Origin of the sequence: Frigoribacterium sp. Leaf44 (assembly GCF_001421865.1) — a bacterium.
GTDB lineage: Bacteria > Actinomycetota > Actinomycetes > Actinomycetales > Microbacteriaceae > Frigoribacterium.
In genome coordinates this window covers 390,252-411,535 of sequence record NZ_LMLG01000001.1, presented here as the reverse complement: position 1 = coordinate 411,535, position 21,284 = coordinate 390,252, and the positions used below count along the sequence as shown (strand labels likewise).

Below are 21,284 nucleotides of genomic sequence, written 5' to 3'. Positions count from 1 at the left end.
GCTACTCGCTTCTCTGAGGCGCGACCCGGGGGGCGATCGTCTCTTCTTCGATGAACTGGGCCCCGAGGATCTCGCGCACGACGGCCTCGCCGTAGCGCGACCCGGTAGGGATGCCTCGACGAGGGTCGCCGGTGGCGGCGCGACGCTCGGCCACCGACGGGCCGGCACCCGTGGAGAGATCCGGAGCCGGAGCCGCCGACGCCGCAGTCGAGGTCGTGGCTGCCCGAGGCGACGCACCCGCGCCGGAACGGCCTGCCGCGGCCGCGTCGACCTCGGGCGGCGGGGGCGCGGCGTCGACCGTCGGGACGCCCCCGGGTGGCTCTTCGGTGATGTGCTCGGGCTCGTCGGGCTCGGGGGGCGGGGTCTGCGGGATGGTGGCGACGTCCCACCCGGTGACGGGCGCCGGGGAACCGGGTCGCTCGGTCGACGCCGGGGCCGTGGCCCGTTCGGCGGACGTCGGCTTCGTGGCCGCCGCCGGGGTCCGGGAAGGACTCGCGGCCTTCGCTGCGGAGTCCTGGCGCGCTGCCGGTTCTGTGGCGGCCGTCGTGCGGCCCGAGTCGGCCGGTGTCGACCCCTGGGATGACGGAGCGGAAGCCTGCCGCCCGGCGTCGGTCACCGGTGCGGCCGACCGGCCGGTGTCTCGTTGCGGGCTCGACGTCGCGGGCGGGACGGACGCGTCGACCGGCGGCGCACCGGTGGGGGTGGGACCCGCGGGCCCGTCGCCCTCGACCCGGGCGATGTACTTGACCTTGACGCCGAGCACGTCGACGATCGCCCGTCGCAGGTACTCGCTGACGCCCTCGGCCGCCCCCTGGGGACGCTTGAAGCTCTCGACGTCGTTGGCGCTGGGGAAGGCGAGCGTCAGCACGTCGTCCGCGAAGTCGACGACGGTGGCCGTGACGACGACCATCCAGGCCGTGCGCCGCGCCTTCTGGACGACCTCGACGATCTCGGGCCAGCTGTCGCGCATCTGCTGGAGCGTGACGGGAGCCGCGCCCGACCCGGCGCCCTGGCCGGTGTCGGGGGTCTGTGCCCAGGCGGCCGAGTGCGGCGCGGACGGAGGCGCGGGTTCGTTCGTCGCCGGAGCGGCGGAGCCGACGGGCGCGACCGGGGCCGACGGGGCGGCCGTCGCCCAGGACGCGGTCGCGCTCTCGACGGCCGACGGACCGCCCGCGGCCTCGGTCGACGGAGTGGCCTCGACCGGTGCCGCGGAAGGAGACGTCGCGGCAGGAGCCGCCGAGACCGGAGCCGACGACGCGACGGAGGACGTCGGTCGGCCCGACGCGGGCCGGACCTCGGCCGGTCGGGCCTCGGTCGACGGGCCGGGCGCCACCGACGAGGCGGAGCCGGGGCCCTCGACGCCGACGCGTCGTTCGAGACGCTCGACCCGGGCGAGGGCACCCCGACCCGTCTGGTCGCTCTCGGGGACGAGGACGCGCGCGATCATCAGTTCGAGGTGGAGCCGCGGCGACGTCGCCCCGGTCATGTCGGTGAGGGCGCGGTTCACGACGTCCGCCGAGCGGGAGAGCTCGGCGGCACCGAAGGCGTGCGACTGGTGCACGAGACGGTCGAGCTCGTCGGCGGTGACGCCCCGCAGCACGGCCGACGCGCCCTCGACGGTCGCGCCGACGACGATGAGGTCGCGCAGGCGCTCGAGCAGGTCTTCGACGAACCGCCGGGGGTCTTGACCGGTCTGGACGACCCGGTCGACGGCCGCGAAGGCCGCGGCGCCGTCGCGGGCGCCGAGCGCCTCGACGACGTCGTCCAGCAGCGAGGCGTGGGTGTACCCGAGCAGGGCGACGGCGCGCTCGTACTCGATCGCCCCGTTCTCGCTGCCGGCCATCAACTGGTCGAGGAGGGAGAGGGTGTCGCGCACGGACCCGCCGCCGGCACGGACCACGAGCGGGAGCACGCCGGGGGCGGCCTCGACCGACTCGCTCTCGCAGAGCTCGTGGACGTACTCGAGCATCTGGGCCGGGGGCACGAGGCGGAACGGGTAGTGGTGCGTGCGCGACCGGATCGTGCCGATCACCTTGTCGGGCTCGGTGGTCGCGAAGATGAACTTGACGTGCTCGGGCGGCTCTTCGACGACCTTCAGCAGGGCGTTGAAGCCCTGCGGGGTGACCATGTGGGCCTCGTCGAGGATGAAGATCTTGAACCGGTCGCGGGCCGGGGCGAACACGGCCCGGTCACGGATGTCGCGGGCGTCGTCGACGCCGTTGTGGCTGGCCGCGTCGATCTCGATGACGTCGAGCGAGCCGCCGCCGTCGCGGGAGAGCTCGACGCACGACGCGCAGACGCCGCACGGGGTGTCGGTCGGGCCCTGGGCGCAGTTCAGGCAGCGAGCCAGGATGCGGGCCGACGTCGTCTTGCCGCAGCCGCGGGGGCCGCTGAACAGGTAGGCGTGGTTGACGCGGTTGGTGCGCAGCGCCGTGCGGAGCGGATCGGTCACCTGCGTCTGCCCGATGAGCTCGGCGAAGTTCTCTGGCCGGTAACGGCGATACAGGGCGGTGACCACAGAGCAAGAGTAGTCGGGGCGACCGACAACGGTCGACGGCGCGGGCCCTGCTCCGCCCGGTCCGGTGCGGTGCCCGCCGGACGCACCGGAGGGCCCGTCGAGACGACGGACCCTCCGGTGTGACGCGCCCGTTCCGGCTACTCCGCCACGTTCCTCCCCCGGCGACGCAGACGCACCAGCGCCAGCCCGAGCAGGAGGGCGAAGGCCCCGAGGGAGAACCCTCCGAGGACGTCGGAACCCGTGTACGCGAGTCCCGTGACGCCCGCGGTCGCGACCCCGCCGGTTCCGTCGCCGGAGCCGCCACCCGCACCGGGCAGACCCGGGAAGCCCGGGGTCCCGGGCGTGCCCGGCGTACCGGGCGTACCCGGCGTGCCCGGCGTGCCCGGTGTGCTGGCGGCGGCCGTCACCGTGAAGCCGGTCGTGACCGGGGCCGAGGTGGCTCCCGCCACGGTCTGCGTCGCGTCGACCACGTGCGGCCCGACGGCCACGTCCTCCCAGACGACCGTCCAGGCACCCGCCGCGTCCGCCGTGACGACCAGGACGCGATCCGCGGCGACCCGGGTGACGGGTCCGACGGCGGCGTCACCCGCGTCGAGCCGGACCGTGACGGTCGCGCCGGGTTCGGCGGTACCCGTGGTCGTGACGGTCGTCGTGCCGCCCTGACCGGCCGGGAACACCGAGCCCGGCAGCGGACTCGTGATCACGATCGGATCGATGGCGGCGATGACGAGGTCCTGGGTGGCCGTCGTCGTGCCCGCGTCCGCGGTCTGCGTGGCGGTGAGCACGTAGGCCGCGACCGGGACGCCCACGAACGTCACCGTCCAGGTGCCGTCGTCGGCGACGACCGTGATCTGCGTCGTCCCCTGTCCGAGGTCGACCGTGACGAGCGCACCGGGTGTGCCGGTGCCCGTCACCGTGACGTCCTCGACGCCGTCGTCGTCGGCGTCGGCGATCAACGCGTCCGGAGCGGGCGAGGTGATGACGACGGCGTCGGTGTTCGCGGCCGCGGTGACCGTGAACACGACGGTCTCGGGTGCCGACACCGCGCCTCCCACGGTCTGGGTCACCGACAGGGCGTGCTGCCCCGGCTCGACGCCCACCAGCGTGGTCGACCAGGCGCCGTCGGCGTCCACGTCGACCGTGACGGGCAGGCCGCCGTCCAGGCTCACGGCCACGGAGGCGTTCGGCTGGGCCGAGCCGCCGACCAGGACGTCGGCCGTGCCCTCCGTGCCCGAGGGCAGGATCGACCCCTGCTCGGGCGAGGTCACCACGAGCGGGGCGACCTCCGCGGCGGGGGCGAGGACGACGTCCACCGAAGCACTGCCGGTGACCACGTCCGAGACCGTCTGCTCGACGACCACGGTCCGCGTGCCGACCGGGACCGCCGGCAGGGTCACCGACCAGGTGCCCCCGTCGGTGACGGTCGCCGTCTGCGTGGTGCCGCCGACGGAGACCGTGACGGTGGCTCCGGGCTCGCCCGTGCCGGTGACCGGCAGGTCGACGAAGCCGTCGCCGTCGGCGTCCGTCACGAGCTGCCCGTCGGCGGGCGAGGTGATGGTCGGGGCGACGGCGGGGTCGGCCGGGGCGGGCACGATCACGACCTGCACCTCGACGGGGACGCTGGTCGCGTCGCCGACGGTCTGCACGACCGAGACGGTGTGCGTCCCCGTGGCGAGCACGACCGGGACCTGCCACGAGCCCGCGTCGTCGACCGTCGTGGTGACGGGGTCTCCCCCGTCGACCGTGACGGCGACGGGCGCGCCCGGCTGTCCCTGGCCGCGGACGACGACCGGCGCGGTGCCGGAGTCGCCCGCCTGGTACTGCTGCCCGTCGGTCGGAGCCGTGACGGTCAGCGTGGCGGCGGCCTCGACGACGACCGTGGTCGTCACCGGAGCCGACTCGGACCCGGCGACCGTCTGCGTCGCGGACACCACGTGCTCGCCCACGCCGACCCCCGTGAAGGTGGTCGTCCAGGTGCCGTCGTCGTCGACGTCGACCGTGACGGCCGTGCCGTCGTCGAGCGTCACCGCGACGGTCGCGCCGACCTGAGCCGAACCGGTCACCGGCAGGTCCACCGTCGAGTCGACGGACAGCACGAGGAGGCGCGTGCCCGTCGCCGGGTCGGTGATCTCGATCGGGTCTGCCGCGACGACCGCGAACGGCTGGGTCACGGGGACCGTCGTGACGGTGCCGTACTGCTGCACCACCGAGATCGGTCCGGCGCCCACCGGCACGGCGTCGAAGGTCGCGGTCCACGCCCCCGTCGTCGGGTCGGCCGGGACGGCCCGGGTCAGGTCGTCACCGAGCGAGACCGTGACGGTCGCGCCGGGCTGGGCGGTGCCCGACACGGTGACCGGCGTGGTCTGGCCGTCGAGGACGACGACGGTGGCACCCGGGGCCGGCTCGGTGATCGTGACCGGCGTGCCGACCACGACGTCGAGCTGCTGGGTGGCGGGAGTCGTCGAACCGGCCGGGACCGTCTGCGTGACGACGACCGGGTACGAGCCGACGGGAACGTCGCCCACCGTGACGGTCCACGTGCCCTCGGGGGTCACCGTGGTCGTCTCGGAGAGGTCGTCGCCCACCGCCACCACGACCGTCGCGCCGGGCTGACCCGTGCCGGAGACCGTGACGTCCGTGGTGTCGTCGGCGTCCTCCACGACGATCGACGACCCGGCGGGCGGCGAGGTGATCGTCACCGGAGCGGCCACGACGACCGACACGTCCCGCGTGATCGGGGTCGACACGGCGCCGTCGACGGTCTGGGTGACCGAGGCGGTGCGGTCGCCGACCGGCACGCCGTCGACCGTGACGCTCCAGGCGCCGGTGGTCGGGTCGGCCACGACCGTCCCGACCAGGCCGTCACCGAGGTCGACCGTGACGGTCGCTCCGGGCTGGGCCGTGCCGGACGCGACCACCGGGGCGGTGTCGCCCGCGGCGAGCACGACGACCGTCGTGCCGTCGGTGGGCCGGTCGACGACGAGACCCGCCGCCGCCGCGACCGTGAACGGTTGCGACGCCGCGGCCGAGGTCGCGCCCCGGATCGTCTGCGTGGCGGTCAGGGTGTGGTCGCCGACGGGGACTCCGTCGACGGTCGTCTGCCAGTCGCCCTCGGGCCCGACGGTGGCGCCGGCCGTGAGGCCCGTGCCGAGCGAGACGGCGATGGTGGCGCCGGCCTCACCGGTGCCCGAGACGACGACCGACGTGGTGCCGGCCGGGTCGAGCAGGGAGACCGTCGCACCCGGGGTGGGCGTGACGATCACGGGCGCGGCGGGGGCCACGACGATCGACACGTCCCGCGTGACCGGGGTCGAGGTCGAGCCGTCGACGGTCTGGGTGACCGCGATGGTGCGGTCACCGACCGGGACTCCCGGCACGGTGACGCTCCACGCGCCGGTCGTGCCGTCGGCCGGGGCGGTGGCGGTCAGGCCGTCGCCGAGGTCGACGTCGATCGAGGCGCCCGGCTCGGCCGTGCCCGACACGACCAGGTCGGTCGTCGCGTCCGGCGTGGCCACCGCCACGACGGTCCCGACGGCGGGGGCCTCGATGACGACCGCGGCGGCGGGGACCACCGAGAGGGGCTGGGTGACGGCGGCCGACACCGAGGTGCCGAGCGCCTGGGTGGCGGTGAGCGTGCGCTCTCCGACCGTGACGCCTGCCACCACGACGCTCCAGGCGCCGGTGGTCGGGTCGGCGATCGTCGAGGCCACGAGGTCGTCGCCGAGGTCGACGCGGACGGTCGCCCCCGGCTCGGCCGTGCCGCTGACCGTGACGGCGGTCGAGGCGGTCGCGTCGGCGACCGTCACGACGGCACCGGGCGTGGGCTGCGACACGGTCAGCTCGTCGCCGACCACGATCTCGAAGGCCGCCAGGACCGGGGTGGAGGTCGTGCCGGCCACGGCCTGCGACGCCGTCACCTGGTAGGTGGCGACGGGCAGGTCGGCGAGGACGACGGACCAGTCACCCGAGGCGGGGTCGGCGGTCGTGGTGACGGCCGCTCCCCCGTTCAGCCGGACGGAGACCTCGGCACCCGGTGACGCCGTACCCGAGACGGGGACGTCGATGGTGCCGGCCGGGTCGAGCACGGTGAAGACGGAGTCGTCCGGGTCGATGATGACGACCGGGGTGGCCGCGCGGACCTCGAACGAGCTCTCCTGCGCCGGCGAGGTGGTCCCGCCGATGCTCTGCGTCGCCGACAGGTCGACCGTACCGACGGGCACGCCGGCCACGTCGACCGACCAGGCGCCCGTGGTGGGGTCCGCCGCGACGGTCGCGACGAGGTCGGCACCGGTCGCGGGGTCCAGGACCACGTCGACGGTGGCGCCCGCGGCCGCGGTGCCCGAGACCGTCACCGTCGAGACGACGTCCGGCCCGGCCACGTCGACGACGGAACCGTCGGCGGGAGCGACGACGACGAGGGGGGCACCGGCGAGGATCTGCACCACCCGCGTCTCGGGGACCGAGACCGAGGTGCCGACCGTCTGGGTCGCGACGATCGTCCGCGTGCCGACGGGGACGTCGTCGAACGAGATCGACCAGGCGCCGGTCGTGGTGCCGGCCGTGACCGTGTCGGTGAGGCCGTCGCCGAGGTCGACGCGGACGACCGCGCCCGGCTCGGCCTGGCCCGACACCACGAGGGTCGTGGTCGAGGCGGGGTCGGCGAGGACGATCGGGACGCCGTCGGCCGGGGCCACGATGGTGAGCGGGGCCGCCGGGTCGATCGTCACGACGCGCGTGCCGGCCTGCTGGACGGTGTCGCGAACGGCCTGCGAGGCCCCGAGGACGCGCTCGCCGACGCCGACGCCGACGAGGGTGACCGCCCAGGCGCCCGTCGTGGGGTCGGCGAGGGTGCTGCCGACCTCGACGCCGTCGAGGGTCACGGTGATCCGAGCGCCCGGCTGGGCGGTCCCGGCGACCGGGACGTCCTGCGTGGCCGCGGGCGAGGCGACGACGTAGCGGACGTCGGCGGCGGGGGTCGTGATGGCCACGTCCGCCCCGGCTGCGACCTCGAAGGCCTGGGTCACGGGCTCGGTGGTCGTCGTGCCGCCGACCGTCTGGGTCACGGAGGCGACCTGGTCGCCGACGGGGACACCCGGGACCGTGACGGTCCAGAGCCCGTCGGGCCCGGCGGTCGTCGGGGTGACGACACCGGCCAGGGTCACCTCGACCGACGCCTCCGGGTAGGCCGTGCCGGTCACGACGACGGCGGTGGTGCTGCCGGTGCCGGCGACCGTGATGACGTCGCCGTCACCGGGTGCGGTGATGGTGAGGTCGGCCTCGGCCGAGACCACCGAGAAGTCCGTCGGCTCGGCCTCGAGGAGGTCCGGGCCCTGTTGCTGGCTCGCGCCCACGACGTGGTCGCCGATGGCGACCCCGGTGAGCTCGAGCGACCAGACTCCCTGCGCGTCGGGGACCACGGGCACGGCCGGATCCTGGTCGACGCCGTCGACCGTCACGACGACGGGCAGACCGGTCACGCCGGTGCCCGAGACGGTCACGGCGGCGGTCCCTCGGTCGTCGGCGACGACCAGCTGGGCCCCGAGGACGGGCGCCGTGATGACGACGTCACCGCCGACGCTGACCCGGATGTCCCGCGTGACAGCGTCCGAGGTGGAGCCGTTGACGCTCTGGGTCACCGAGACCGTGTGCGGACCGACCGGGACGCCGGCGACGGTGACGGACCACTGGCCCGAGGCCGGGACGATCACCTGGCCGACGAGCCCGTCGCCGAGGTCGACCGCGACGGTCGCCCCGACCTGGCCCGTGCCCGAGACGACGACGGGCGTCGTGTCCTGCGGTCCCGGGACGAAGTACTCGGCGCCGTCGAGCGGTGCCGTGACGGCCAGGGGCGTTCCCTGCGCGATCGTCAGCTGCTGGGTCACCGGTGCGGAGGTGGTTCCGCCCAGGGTCTGCGTCGCACCGAGCGTGCGGACACCGGCGGGGACGTCGGGGATGACCGCGGTCCAGGCGCCCGTGGCGGGGTCGACCGTGGCCGGCACCTCGAAGCCGGCGCCGAGGCCGACCGTGACGGTCGCCCCCGGGTCGGCGGTGCCGGTGACGGACACGTCGGCCGTGGTGCCGCCGACGATCGGGATCGTTGCCCCGGGGGCCGGCGTCGAGATGGCGACGGGGGTCCCGGCGACGATCGTCACGACGCGCGTCTGCGCCGGCGACACGGTGCCGCCGACGGTCTGCGTCGCCGAGATCGTGCGCTGACCGACGGGCACGCCGGCGACGTCCACCGACCAGGCGCCGGTCGTGGCGTCCGCCGTGACCCGGCCGGTCAGGCCGTCACCGAGGTCGACGCGGACGTCGGCGCCGGCCTGGGCGGTGCCCGAGACGGTCAGGGTGGTCGAGGAGGCGCTGTCGGCCACGCGCACCGTGGTGCCCTCGGCCGGGGCGAGGATGTCGAGCGGCGCGCCGGCGGCGACCGTCAGCGGCTGCGTGACCGGCACCGAGACGACGCCGGCGACCGTCTGCGTGACGCTGATCGTCCGGGGCCCGACGGGCACGGACGAGACGGTCGCCGACCAGGCGCCCGTGCCGTCGGCCGTCGTCGTGGCCACGTAGCCGTCGCCCAGGTCGACCCGGACGGGGGCGTTCGGCTCGGCGGCTCCCGTCACCGTGACCGGGGTGGTCGAGGTGGCGTCGGCGACCGTGAGGGTCGCACCGGGCGCAGGCGTGGAGATCGTCACGCCGGTCGCGGCCACGAGGGTGAAGTCGGTGGTCTGCGGGGCGGACACCGCGCCTCCCACCGTCTGCGTCGCGGTGGCCGTGTAGGCGGCGACCGGCAGGGCCGGGAAGGTCACCGACCAGGTGCCGTTGGCGGCGACCGTCGCGGTGAGGTCGCGGCCGCCGCCGAGCGAGACGGCGACGGGGGCATCGGCCTGACCGGTGCCCGAGACGGTGACGTCACGGGTCGAGTCGGCGCCGGGCAGCCGGTACTGCGTGCCGGAGGTCGGGCTCGTGATCGTGAGCCCCGCACCGGCGACGACGCTGAAGGCGCGCGTCACGGCGGCGGAGACGTCGCCACCGAGGGCCTGCGTCACGGACGCGGTGTAGCCCCCGACGGGCACGCCCGCGACGGTCGTCGTCCAGGTGCCGTCCGCGGCGACGAGCGCGGTGGCGGTGCGGCCGCCGCCCAGGTCGACGGCGACGGTGGCCGTGGGGGTGGCGGTGCCCGAGACGATCACGGGGGTCGTGGAGTCGGCGTCGAGGACGGTGAAGACGCGTCCGGCGGTGGGCGCGGTGACGACGAGCGGCTGCTGGGCGACGACGGTGAAGTCGCGCGTGACCGGACCGGTGGTCGCGGTGCCGAGGGCCTGGGTCACGGAGGCGCTGTAGGCCCCCGCGGGCACGGACGCGATGGTCACGCTCCAGTTGCCGTCCGCGGCCACCGTGCCGGTGCCCGTGAGACCGGCACCGAGGTCGACGCTGACGGTGGCACCGGGCTCGCCGGCACCGGTCAGCACGACGCTGCGGGTGGCTCCGGGAGCGTTCGGCACGACGAACACCTGGCCGGCGGTGGGCGTGGCGATGCTCAGGGGGGTGAGGGCCGCGGCCCGGACGGTGGAGGTGGCGAGGTCGACCCGGGACGCGTTCACGAGCGGCAGGACCGAGAGGCTGACCGCGTGGACGGAGCTCGAGCCCGCGTCGGTGCCCCGGCCGTCACGGAAGCCGACGCCGTCCTGGGCGTTGATCGTGACGCGGACGAGCTGGTTAAGCAGGGTGGTCAGCGGAGCGAGGGTCGTGACGACGGCGGCGGTCGTGGTGCGCAGGGTGGTCGTCGTCGCGGCGAGCGCCGTGCCGTCCACGAGCGGTGAGTAGAGGCCGCCCACGGAGCCGAGCAGGGTGCCGACGACGGGGAGGAGCGCGTTGCGGAGGACGGTGGCGCCGAGCGCACCGACGAGACCCGACCCGGTGACGGTCGTGGCGGTCGCCGGGGTGGTGCCGTCGAGCAGCTGCCCGATCGTCGTCACGGTGCGGGTCGTGAGCGTCTCGTTCACCGTCGCGAGACCGAGGTCGATGCGCAGACCGACACGGAGGTCGACGGTCGCGGCGGTGGCCCGGACGGCGGCGTTCGCCGCAGCGACCAGGTTCGTCGGCAGCTGGTTCTGCAGGATGTCGGTGACGCCGTTGGTGATGGCGGTGATCGTCGCGGGACTGAGGAGGTCGCTGTTCGCGGGCAGGCCGTTGAGGGCGCCGAAGTCGATGATCACCTGCCCCGTGCTCGGAGTGATGGTCACCGGGCCCGAGGTCAGGGGCCTCGCGAGTTCGGTCGAGATCGTCGAGTCGAGGTCGACGGTCGCCGTCACCCCGACGACCGGCTGACCGAGGGTCACCGCTCCCCCGAGGGGCAGTCCGTTCACGGCCGTGGTGAGCGGTGCGGTGATCGAGGTGGCGAGCCCGGTCACGGCACCGCTGCCGGCCACCGCGTTGACCGTCGATCCGAGCCCGGTCACCGTGCCGCGGAGCGACGTGGTCACGCCCTGGACGGCCGGGCTCGTCATCGTGTAGCGCGCGCCGGCGACCTGGTACGCCGTCGTCGGCGTCCCTGCCGTGGCTCCACGCTGCTGGCTGATCTGGGACGAGAGGGAGCCGAGGCCCAGGCGGACGTCGGAGAGGACGCCGTTCGTGGCGGGCACCGACGCCAGCAGGGGCTGCAGGTTCAGCGTCGCACCGGCACCGGGGGTGCCACTGCCTGCGGCGATCGACCCGTCGGCACCGATCAGGCCGGCCGAGGCGGTGGCACCCGTCGCGGTGGCGCTCGCGTACTGGCCGTCGACGCCGAGCTGCAGCAGACCGTTCGCGCCCAGCAGGCGGAAGCCGTTGCCGAGACCGACCGAGAGGGCGTTCACCGCGGTGAGGTTCAGGGGGTTGCGGGACGTCGGCGGGTTCTGCGTCGTGCCGAAGGCCGAGTAGGCCCCGCCGAGGGCGGCGACCTGGTCGAGCGAGACGATGCCCGAGCCGCCGACCATCGAGGCCTCGGCCTCGCTGCGGTCGGTCGTGGCCGCCTGGGCGGGGACGACGACGACGAGCGCCCCGACCACCGCCGCGACGACGGCCGCGGCCGTCGCCTTCAATGCGCGGGACGCGTGGGAGCGCCGAGGACGCTCGATCGCCTGGCTTCGCATGGGTGTGCCTCTTCCTGACGGGACGAGCCCGCCGCCTGATCCGAAGAACTCCCGCTGGTGAGGCAGGAGGTGCTGCTGTTCTGTTGTGAGCCGCGGTGCCGCCGCCCGGGGACGACGACGAGGCGAACGGGACTACCGCGCGGTGCGCGGGCTCGTTCGCCTGGTGCGGGTGCTGCTGACGTGCCGTGGTGAGGGGCTCATCGGTCCTGATCCTGATCGTGTGGTGCGGGTGCGACGGCGCCGTCGCGCATGGTCGCACCGTGGTGAGGGGTGCGGCCGGAGCGGTGGTTGGTCGCTCCCGACGAGCTGGTTCGGTCTCGTCGTGGTGCCGAGCATAGACGGAGAGCACCCGGATCGCGCACCCCCACGAAGGGGGGCCACGGCGACGAGGAGGAGAGGGGCGGCGTCGCGCCACCCACGGAACGCACGCGGCCACACCCCACGCACCACGCACGACGCCGCGCCGAAGCGCCGCAGGGGCGGCGGCGCACCCCCCCACAGAACGCGAGCGGCCACACCCCACGCACCACGCACGACGCCGCGCCGAAGCGCCGCAGGGGCGGCGGCGCGTTAAAAGAAGATGACCCCTCACGCACCCGCCAGAGCCCGGTTACCCTTGCTGCATTTCTGCCCTGGGGGAGTTGGCCTGGATGACGCCACGTGAGGAGCCTCGACGAGTTTAGCGGCAACTGAGTGGTCGCCGCGACCCGGGGTGTTGCCTGGGGGCATGAGAATCGTCATCGCCGGAGGACACGGCAAGATCGCCCAGCTCCTCGAACGCCGACTCGCCGACGCCGGGCACGACCCCGTCGGCATCGTCCGCAACCCCGACCACACCGCAGACCTCGAGACCGCGGGGGCCCGTGCCCTCGTCCTCGACCTCGAGAACACCGACGTCGACACGCTCGCCGGCCACCTCGACGGAGCCGACGCCGTCGTCTTCGCCGCGGGTGGTGGCGGCGGCAGCGGCGCCGAGCGCAAGCTGACCATCGACCGCGACGGGGCCGTCCTGCTGGCCGACGCCGCCGAAAAGGCGGGCGTCACGCGCTACGTGATGGTCTCGGCCATCGGCACGGACGACTTCGACCCGGCCCGCGCCGAGCTCCCCGCCGCGAACGACGACGACGTGTACCAGGTGTACATGCGTGCGAAGAGCGAGGCCGACGCCGACCTCCGCCGTCGTGAGGGCCTGGACTGGACGATCGTCCGTCCCGGTGGCCTGACCGACGACGCCGGCACCGGCCAGGTCACAGTCGGCACGACCGTCGAGCGCGGCAGCATCCCCCGCGCCGACGTGGCCGAGATCATCGCCACGGCGCTGATCGAGGGCACCGCCGTCAAGACGCAGTTCGAGGCCGTCTCGGGCGACGTCACCGTCTCGGACGCGCTGGCGACCATCAAGTACTGACCCGCGCCTCCTGGTCGTCGTCCGACGGCCCGGAGGCCGTCGACCGAGACACGAGAGCCCCGGAGGCGCGACCTGCGCACCGGGGCTCTCTCGTGTCGTCGGGGCGGCCGGGTCGTCCACCCGGCCCGACGTCTCAGCTGACGGCTGCGGCCTGACGGGCGATCTCGAGCTCTTCGTTCGTCGGGACGACGAGGACCGAGACCTTCGACCCCTCGGGCGAGATGTAGCGTGCGTCACGGGAGGCGAGCTCGTTGCGGTCGTCGTCGACGTGGATGCCGAAGAACTCGAGGCCCATCAACGTGCGCCGACGCAGCAGGGCGTTGTTCTCGCCCACTCCCGCCGTGAAGACCACGGCGTCGAGGCCACCGAGCTGCGCGACGTAGGCACCGATGTAGTGCCGCAGGCGGTGCCGGTAGACGGCGAGCGCCGCCTCGGACACGGCGTCGCCGCGGGACGCGCTGTCTTGCACGTCGCGCATGTCGCCGCTGCCGGTCAGGCCGAGCAGCCCGCTCCCCTTGTTGAGCAGCGTCTCGAGCTCGGCGAAGTCGAGACCGGCCTCGCGGTGCAGGTGGAAGACGGCGGCGGGGTCGATGTCGCCCGAGCGCGTGCCCATGACGAGCCCCTCGAGGGGCGTCATGCCCATGCTCGTGTCGATCGACCGACCGCCGTCGATCGCGGCGGCCGAGGCACCGTTGCCGAGGTGCAGCACGATGGTCTTCAGCTCGGCGAGGGGGCGACCGAGGAACTCGGCGGTCTTCTCGCTGACGTACTTGTGCGACGTGCCGTGGAACCCGAAGCGGCGGACGTGGTGCTGCTTCGCCAGCTCGGCGTCGATCGCGTACGTGTAGGCCGCGGGGGCGAGCGTCTGGTGGAACGCCGTGTCGAAGACCGCGACGTGGGGCACGTCCGGGAAGGCCTCCTTCGCCGCGCGGATGCCCTGCAGATTGGCCGGGTTGTGCAGCGGGGCGAGGGCCGACAGACGCTCGATCGCCTTCTCGACGTCGGTCGTGACGACCGTGGCGCGGTCGAACTCTTCACCGCCGTGGACGACGCGGTGGCCGACCGCGACGGGCGGGTACTCGGCGAACGACGGACCGTGCGCGTCGAAGGCGGTCAGCATCGCGGCGAAGCCGGCGGCGTGGTCGGCGATCGGCTGGGTGTCGTTGCGGGTCTCGTCGCCGGTGACCTCGTTGCGGTGGCGGGTCGACCCGACCGCCTCGCCGATGCGCTCGACGAGGCCGCTGGCGAGCGTGCGCTCCCCCTCGAGCTCGATCAGCTGGTACTTGAACGACGACGAGCCGGAGTTGACGACGAGGACGGTGCTCACGAGGAGGCTCCTTGGGTGCTGGTTGCGGTACTGGTGCTGGTGGCCTCGGCTGCGGCGGCCTGCGTGCCGGCCTGGATGGCGGTGATGGCGACGGTGTTGACGATGTCGCCCACGAGCGCCCCCCGCGACAGGTCGTTGATCGGCTTGCGGAGGCCCTGCAGGATCGGGCCGATCGCGACGGCGCCCGCACTGCGCTGCACGGCCTTGTAGGTGTTGTTGCCCGTGTTGAGGTCGGGGAAGATGAACACCGTCGCCCGACCGGCGACCTCGGACTCGGGCATCTTGGCGGCGGCCACGGTCGGGTCGGCCGCGGCGTCGTACTGGATCGGTCCCTCGACGAGCAGGTCGGGTCGGCGTTCGCGCACGAGGGCCGTGGCGGCGCGGACCTTCTCGACGTCCGCACCGGAGCCACTGTCGCCCGTGCTGTAGCTCAGCATCGCGACGCGCGGCTCGATGCCGAACTGCTGCGCGGTCTGCGCCGACGAGATGGCGATGTCGGCGAGTTGCTCGGCCGTCGGGTCGGGGATGACGGCGCAGTCGCCGTAGACGAGCACCCGGTCGGCGAGCGCCATGAGGAACACGCTCGACACGACGCCGACGTCGGGCAGCGTCTTGATCACCTCGAACGCCGGCCGGATGGTGTGCGCCGTGGTGTGCTTGGCGCCCGACACCATGCCGTCGGCGAGACCGAGCTTGACCATCATGGTGCCGAAGTACGAGACGTCGGTGACCGTGTCCATCGCCTGCGAGACCGCGATGCCCTTGTGCGCCCGCAGCTTGGCGTACTCGGTCGCGAAGAGCACCTGCAGGCTGGGGTCGAACGGGTCGAGCACACGGGCGGCGGCGAGGTCGAGACCGAGTTCGGCCCCTCGGGCGCGGATGGCCGTCTCGTCGCCGAGCAGCGTGATCGCGGCGACGCCGCGCTGGAGCAACGTCGAGGCGGCTCGGAGCACCCGGTCGTCGTCGCCTTCGGGCATGACGATGTGCTTCTGCGCCCCTCGTGCCCGCTCGAGCAGCTGGTACTCGAACATGAGTGGGGTGACCACGCCGGACGGGCTGACCTGCAGCAGGCGCAGCAGTTCGGCTCCGTCGACGTGCGTCTCGAAGAGAGCGAGCGCGAGGTCGTACTTGCGGGGCGAGTCCGCGGCGAGTCGGCCCCGCGTCTGGGTGATGGCGAGGGCGGTGTCGTAGGTGCCGGTGCTCGTGGTGGCGATCGGCAGGGGGCTGTCGAGCCCCTCGAGCAGGCGCTCGACCTGCGGGGCCAGGGCGAACCCGCCGTTGAGCACGATGCCCGCGAGCGAGGGGAAGGTCTCGGAGGCGTGCGCGAGCACGGTGGCGACGAGCACGTCCGAGCGGTCGCCCGGCACGACGACGACGGCACCCTCGGTGAGGCGCGGCAGCACGTTCTCCATCGACATGGCGGCCACGACGACCCCGAGCGCCTCGCGGTCGAGCAGGGCGTCGTCGCCGCTCAACAGGGTCGCGCCGGTGGCCTGCAGCACGGCGCGCATCGTCGGGGCGACGAGCACCCGGTCCTCGGGCAACGTCCAGATGGGGACGCGGCCGGTGGGTGACGCCTCGAGGGCGTGGCCGATGCCGTCGACGACCTCGTCGAGGTGGTCGGGGTCGACCCGGTTGGCGACGACGGCCAGGAGGCTCGCGTGCTCGGAACGCAGCTCGGCGGTGGTCAGTTCGGCGACCTGGCGCATGTCGGCGCCCGAGCGCCGCGTCTGCCCGTCGGCGCTGCGGCCGCCGAGCACGAGCAGCACGGGCGCGCCGAGGTTGGCCGCGATGCGGGCGTTGTACGAGAGCTCGGTGGGGCTGCCGACGTCGGTGTAGTCGGAGCCGATCACGACGACCGCGTCGCACTGGCGCTCGACGGCGGCGAAGCGGCTGACGATCGTGGCGAGGGCGGCGTCGGGGTCGGCGTGCACCGCGTCGTAGCTGACGCCGACGCACTCGTCGTAGGCCAGGTCGACGCTGTCGTGCGACAGCAGCAGCTCGAGCACGTAGTCGCGCTCGTCGGTCGAGCGGGCAACGGGTCGGAACACCCCCACGCGGCCCACCTCGTGACTGAGCGTGTCGAGCACGCCCAGCGCGATCGTGGACTTGCCCGTGTGGCCTTCGGCAGAGGTGATGTAGATGCGTGTCGACACGCCCGCCAGCCTACGGGCGGCAGCCTTCGAGCCGCCGGGGAAGCGTGCTGGCGGAGGCCACGAGACGTCTCCTAGGCTCGTCGGCATGCAGATCCGCACCGCGACCGAAGCCGACCTGCCCGGCGTCCTCGAGATCCACGCCGACGCCGTCGCGCACTCCAAGGCCATCTGGACCGACGTCACGCCGACCCTCGAGGGCCGACGCGAGTGGCTCACCGGCCACCAGGAGGCGCGGCGCAGCGCGATCGTCGCGGTGGACGGCGACGAGGTGCTCGGCTACGGCAGCTACGGGCCGTTCCACGCGAAGGACGGCTACCGGCACACCTGCGAGAACTCGGTCTACGTCCGACCCGGGCAGCAGGGCAGGGGCCTCGGACGAGCCCTGATGACCGAGCTGGTCGAGCGCGCGACGCGGGACGACCTGCACGTCATGGTGGCGTTGATCGAGGCGGGCAACGAGGCGTCGGTACGGTTGCACGCGTCGCTCGGCTTCGAGGACGCCGGCGTGCTGCGCGAGGTCGGCACGAAGTTCGGCGAGTGGCTCGACCTCCGGTACATGACCCGCCGCCTCGCCTGACCGGACGCGCCGGGACGACGAGGCGGCGGGACGACGACGGGCGCCGCCTCCGAGGAGACGACGCCCGTCGTGGGTGGAGCGGTGGGCTCAGCGTCCGTCCGAATCGTCCTGTCCGGTGTCACCGGTCGCGTCGAGTCGACCGTCGACGGCCGGGTCGGGCGACACGACGTCGACCTGGAGCGGAGGCTCGGCGACGACGGCCGAGGCGGACGTCGCCCGGCTCGCCGGGGAGGCGTCACGGCCACCCCGGACCCGGCGTCTGACCGCCTCCCACGGGCGGGCGAGTCGTGTGCCACCGGCCTGGGTCGGGGCGTCGACCTCGAGCCCGTAGTACGCGCCGACGTGCTCCAGGAGGACGTCGCGCTCGGCCTTGTCGTACGCACGACGTTCGCGGGTGAAGGCGATGATCGTCGACCAACAGGTCAACAGCAGGACGATGCTGAACGGCAGCGCCGTCGTGATCGCCGCGGTCTTCAGGGCGTCCAGACCGCCGGTCAGGAGGAGCGCGACGGCGAGCAGGGCGGCCACCAGGGCGAAGAACACCCGGAGCCAGTTCTTCGGCTCGATGTCGCCGCCCGACGCGATCATCGCCATGACGAGCGATCCGGAGTCGGACGAGGTGACGAAGAACACGCCGATGAGCAGGATCGCGCCGAAGGTCAGGACGGTCCCGGCGGGCAGGCCGCCGAGCAGGGCGAAGAGCGACCCCTCGACGTCGACCGAGCCGTCGGCTCCGACGAGGCCACCCGAGCCGTCGGTCTGCTGGTGGATGGCCGCACCACCCAGCACGGCGAACCACAGGAAGGTGAGGGCGGTCGGGACGAGCAGCACGCCGAAAACGAACTGGCGGACCGTGCGGCCCTTCGAGATGCGGGCGATGAAGACGCCGACGAAGGGCGCCCACGACATCCACCACCCCCAGTAGAACGTGGTCCAGGCGCCCTGCCACTCCTCGCCCGCGGCACCCTGCTGGGCGGTCACGTTGAAGGACAGCCCGACGACGTTCTGCAGGTACGCGCCGATCGACTGCACGAAGTCGCGCAGCAGGAACTGCGTGGGTCCGACGATCAGGATGAACAGCAGCAGGGCGGCCGCGAGGATGAGGTTGAAGTTCGAGAGGATCTTCATGCCCTTGGTCACACCGGTGACGAGCGACACGATGGTGACCGCCGTGATGACGGCGATGATCGCGAGCTGGCTCACGATGCTGCTGTCGGCGATGCCCGCCGCCTCGAGGCCGGCGCCGATCTGGATGACGCCGAGGCCGAGCGAGGTCGCGACGCCGAAGAGCGTGCCGACGAGGGCGATGACGTCGATCAGGTTGCCCCAGCCCCCGCGGACGCGGTTGCCGAGGAGGGGCTCGAGGGCCCAGCGGATGGAGACGGGACGACCCCTCCGGTGGATCGCGTAGGCGAGGGCGAGTCCGAGGACGACGTAGATGGCCCAGGCGTGCAGCCCCCAGTGGAGGAAGGTCTGGGTCAGGGCCTGCTGCGCGAGCTGGTCCTCGGTGCCGGTGACGCCCGGTCGTGGCGAGGCGAAGTGGCTGAGGGGCTCGGAGACGCCGTAGAAGACGAGGCCGATGCCCATGCCCGCGGCGAAGAGGAGCGCGAACCACGAGCCGGTCGAGAACTCGGGCTCGTCCTTGTCCTTGCCCAGCTTGATGCCACCGAACCTGCTGAACCCGAGGAACAGGCTGAAGCCGACGAAGAAGGCGGCGATCAGGACGTAGTACCAGCTGAAGTTGCGGACGATGCCGCTCTGCAGGCCGAGGAACAGCGCCTCGGCCGAGGCGGGCGCGATCAGCGTGTAGGCGACGAAGCCGAGGACGACGGCGGCGGCTGGCCAGAAGACCCAGCGGCGCAGTTGAGGGGTGGTCGAGACGGTCTCCGTCGGGGAAGCGGGATGGTCGGCGGGGGGCCCGGAAGGGGGCGGAGTTGTCGTGGCCATGCCTCCATGGTGCGGGTCGAGGGGCCCGCCGTCCCAATCACGACGTCGTCCGGGTCACCGATCCTGGTGACGATAGTGCCGGTTGCGGGGTCGCAGGACGGCCGTCGCGAGGGCGGCGGCGAGCACCGACGCCACGAGGATGGCGACCTTGGCGTCGTCGTCGTGAGCGCTGCCGAGCCCGTAGCTCAGTTCGGCGACGAGCAGGGACACGGTGAAGCCGATGCCCCCGAGGAGGGCGACGCCGGTGAGGTCCACCCATTTGATGCTCCGGTCGAGTTCTGCCCGGGTGATCCTGGTCGTGATCCAGGTCGTCGCGAGGATGCCGACGGGTTTCCCGAGGACGAGGGCGGCGATGATGCCGATCGTGACGGGACTGGAGAGCGCCGTCCTCAGGCCGTCGAGGCCACCGAAGGCGACGCCGGCGGAGAAGAACGCGAACACGGGGACGGCGAAACCGGTGGAGATGGGCCGGAAGCGGTGCTCGAAGACCTCGGAGAGCCCGGGGCCGGTGCCCGGCCCGCCACTGGCCTGGCTGCGGATGACGGGGACGGCGAAGCCGAGGAGGACCCCTGCGACGGTAGCGTGGACGCCCGACGCGTGGATGAGTCCCCACACCAGGACGGCGACCGGCAGCAGGATGAACCAGTTCGCAGCCGGGTGCAGGCCGAAGAACCGCCGGAACCGCTGCGTCAGGAACACGTACGCCCCGAGCGGCACGATCGCCAGGGCCAAGGGGAGCACCTCGATGGCACTGGTGTAGACGAACGCGATGATGCCGATGGCGATCAGGTCGTCCACGACCGCGAGGGTGAGGAGGAAGATCCGCAGCGCAGCAGGGAGTCTCGAGCCGACGATGGCGAGGACCGCGACGGCGAAGGCGATGTCGGTCGCGGTGGGGATCGCCCACCCGCGCACCGCCTCCGGGTCACCGAGGTTGATGGCGGTGAAGATCAGGGCAGGAACGAGGACTCCCCCGAACGCGGCGGCCACCGGCACGATCGCTTTGCTGATCTTCCGCAGCTCTCCCGCGACGAATTCGCGCTTGAGCTCCAGGCCGACGAGGAAGAAGAAGATCGCCAGCAGCCCGTCGGCGGCCCACTCCCCCACGCTCAGGTGCAACCCGAGGGCCTCCGGGCCGAACTCGAAGTCACGGATGGCGAAGTACGCTCCCGACGCCGGTGAGTTCGCCCACACGACGGCGACGACCGCCGCGATGACGAGGACGATCCCCCCCACTGTCTCCTTGCGGAGGATCTCCCCGAGACGGGTGGACTCCAAGGAAGTGTCCTCGGCGAACAGTCCGGGAGCAGCGGCGGAAGGACGGGAAGGGGGCAGGTCGTCGTGTGGCATCTCTCCTTGTCTTATCAGACGGCGGCAGATCGAGACCCCACCGAGCCCGGGCAGCACCACCTCCGCGACGGGCTCGGGAGCCGAACACGGAACGAGAAATGGCCCCTCCCGAAGGGAAGAGCCATCTCGATGCGGAGGATAGGGGATTCGAACCCCTGAGGGCTTGCACCCAACACGCTTTCCAAGCGTGCGCCATAGGCCACTAGGCGAATCCTCCAGGGCGGGCACACGGCGAACCGGCGCACGACCGAGACCAGCGTACCGGACTCCGCGGGGCCCGGTGGACGTCCTCGTGTCGCTGCTGACCTTGAGGCTCCCTCATGGCTACCGTCGGGGCATGAACGACGCGCACCGCCCCTCCTCGGAGCACCTCGACGCCGCAGCCCTGCCGCCGCGCGCCCGCGCCGTCGTCGCCGCCCTGCGCGCCGCCGGCGCCGAGGGCGAGGTCCGCGAATTCGACGAGTCCACCCACACCGCCGCCCAGGCCGCCGCCGCCCTCGGCTGCGACGTCGGCGCCATCGCCAGCAGCCTGGTGTTCCGCACGGGCGACGAGGCCCTGCTCGTCCTCACGAGCGGGGCCCACCGCGTCGACACCGACCTGGTGGCGTCGACCCTCGGCCACGGTCCGATCATGCGGGCCAACGCCGACCAGGTGAAGCGCGCGACCGGCCAGGTGATCGGCGGCGTCGCCCCGGTGGGCCATCCCAGCCCGGTGCGGACACTCGTCGACACCGCACTGCGGGCCCACGACGTGCTCTGGGCGAGCGCCGGCACCGCCGACACGGTCTTCGCCACCACCTTCGACGAGCTCGTGCGCGTGACCGGCGGCACCCCGGTGCGCGTCGCCGCCGACGACCTCTGAGCCCG

9 protein-coding genes, 1 tRNA gene and 1 other RNA gene are annotated in these 21,284 nt (G+C 73.3%); 3 read left to right on the top strand and 8 right to left on the bottom strand.

Annotated features, from left to right (window positions below; translation table 11 throughout):
* Window position 1: 1 nt before the first annotated feature.
* The 3 genes from ASE87_RS01960 to ffs form a co-directional block, all read right to left on the bottom strand.
* Window positions 2–2,518 (bottom strand): DNA polymerase III subunit gamma and tau, encoded by a 2,517-nt coding sequence (locus ASE87_RS01960; RefSeq protein ID WP_056225521.1) that lies wholly within the window; start codon window positions 2,516–2,518, stop codon window positions 2–4.
* Between the two features lie 137 nt (window positions 2,519–2,655).
* Window positions 2,656–11,652, bottom strand: coding sequence for a hypothetical protein (locus tag ASE87_RS01955; protein WP_157489635.1), 8,997 nt, complete (start codon window positions 11,650–11,652; stop codon window positions 2,656–2,658).
* Between the two features lie 576 nt (window positions 11,653–12,228).
* An RNA gene (gene ffs, locus ASE87_RS15680) (signal recognition particle sRNA small type) lies at window positions 12,229–12,325 on the bottom strand.
* Between the two features lie 54 nt (window positions 12,326–12,379).
* Between ffs and ASE87_RS01950 the strand changes: the two genes are divergently transcribed.
* On the top strand, window positions 12,380–13,060 hold the full coding sequence (locus ASE87_RS01950; protein ID WP_056225516.1) for an SDR family oxidoreductase: 681 nt from the start codon (window positions 12,380–12,382) through the stop codon (window positions 13,058–13,060).
* A 133-nt stretch (window positions 13,061–13,193) separates the two neighbouring features.
* Here the strand turns inward: ASE87_RS01950 and ASE87_RS01945 are convergent, their stop codons facing one another.
* Both ASE87_RS01945 and pta read right to left on the bottom strand, forming a co-directional pair.
* Window positions 13,194–14,387: an acetate/propionate family kinase gene (locus ASE87_RS01945; RefSeq protein WP_056225514.1), complete on the bottom strand. Its 1,194-nt coding sequence runs from the start codon at window positions 14,385–14,387 to the stop codon at window positions 13,194–13,196.
* Entirely contained in the window at window positions 14,384–16,543 is a 2,160-nt protein-coding gene (pta, locus tag ASE87_RS01940; protein WP_056225512.1) for a phosphate acetyltransferase, read from the bottom strand. Before pta ends, ASE87_RS01945 begins: the two co-directional genes overlap by 4 nt.
* An 85-nt stretch (window positions 16,544–16,628) precedes the next feature.
* Here pta and ASE87_RS01935 point away from each other — a divergent pair, with 85 nt between their 5' ends.
* Window positions 16,629–17,120, top strand: coding sequence for a GNAT family N-acetyltransferase (locus ASE87_RS01935; protein WP_056225509.1), 492 nt, complete (start codon window positions 16,629–16,631; stop codon window positions 17,118–17,120).
* 87 nt (window positions 17,121–17,207) lie between these two features.
* Here the strand turns inward: ASE87_RS01935 and ASE87_RS01930 are convergent, their stop codons facing one another.
* The 3 genes from ASE87_RS01930 to ASE87_RS01920 form a co-directional block, all read right to left on the bottom strand.
* Window positions 17,208–19,067, bottom strand: a complete 1,860-nt coding sequence (locus ASE87_RS01930) for a BCCT family transporter (RefSeq protein WP_082452237.1) — start codon at window positions 19,065–19,067, stop codon at window positions 17,208–17,210.
* A 54-nt stretch (window positions 19,068–19,121) separates the two neighbouring features.
* A complete protein-coding gene (gene nhaA, locus ASE87_RS01925) occupies window positions 19,122–20,417 on the bottom strand; it encodes a Na+/H+ antiporter NhaA (RefSeq protein WP_056225506.1) in 1,296 nt (431 codons plus the stop codon).
* 132 nt (window positions 20,418–20,549) lie between these two features.
* Window positions 20,550–20,634: transfer RNA gene (locus tag ASE87_RS01920), tRNA-Ser, on the bottom strand.
* A gap of 120 nt (window positions 20,635–20,754) precedes the next feature.
* Between ASE87_RS01920 and ASE87_RS01915 the strand changes: the two genes are divergently transcribed.
* Window positions 20,755–21,279, top strand: coding sequence for a YbaK/EbsC family protein (locus ASE87_RS01915; RefSeq protein WP_056226768.1), 525 nt, complete (start codon window positions 20,755–20,757; stop codon window positions 21,277–21,279).
* Window positions 21,280–21,284: the final 5 nt, after the last annotated feature.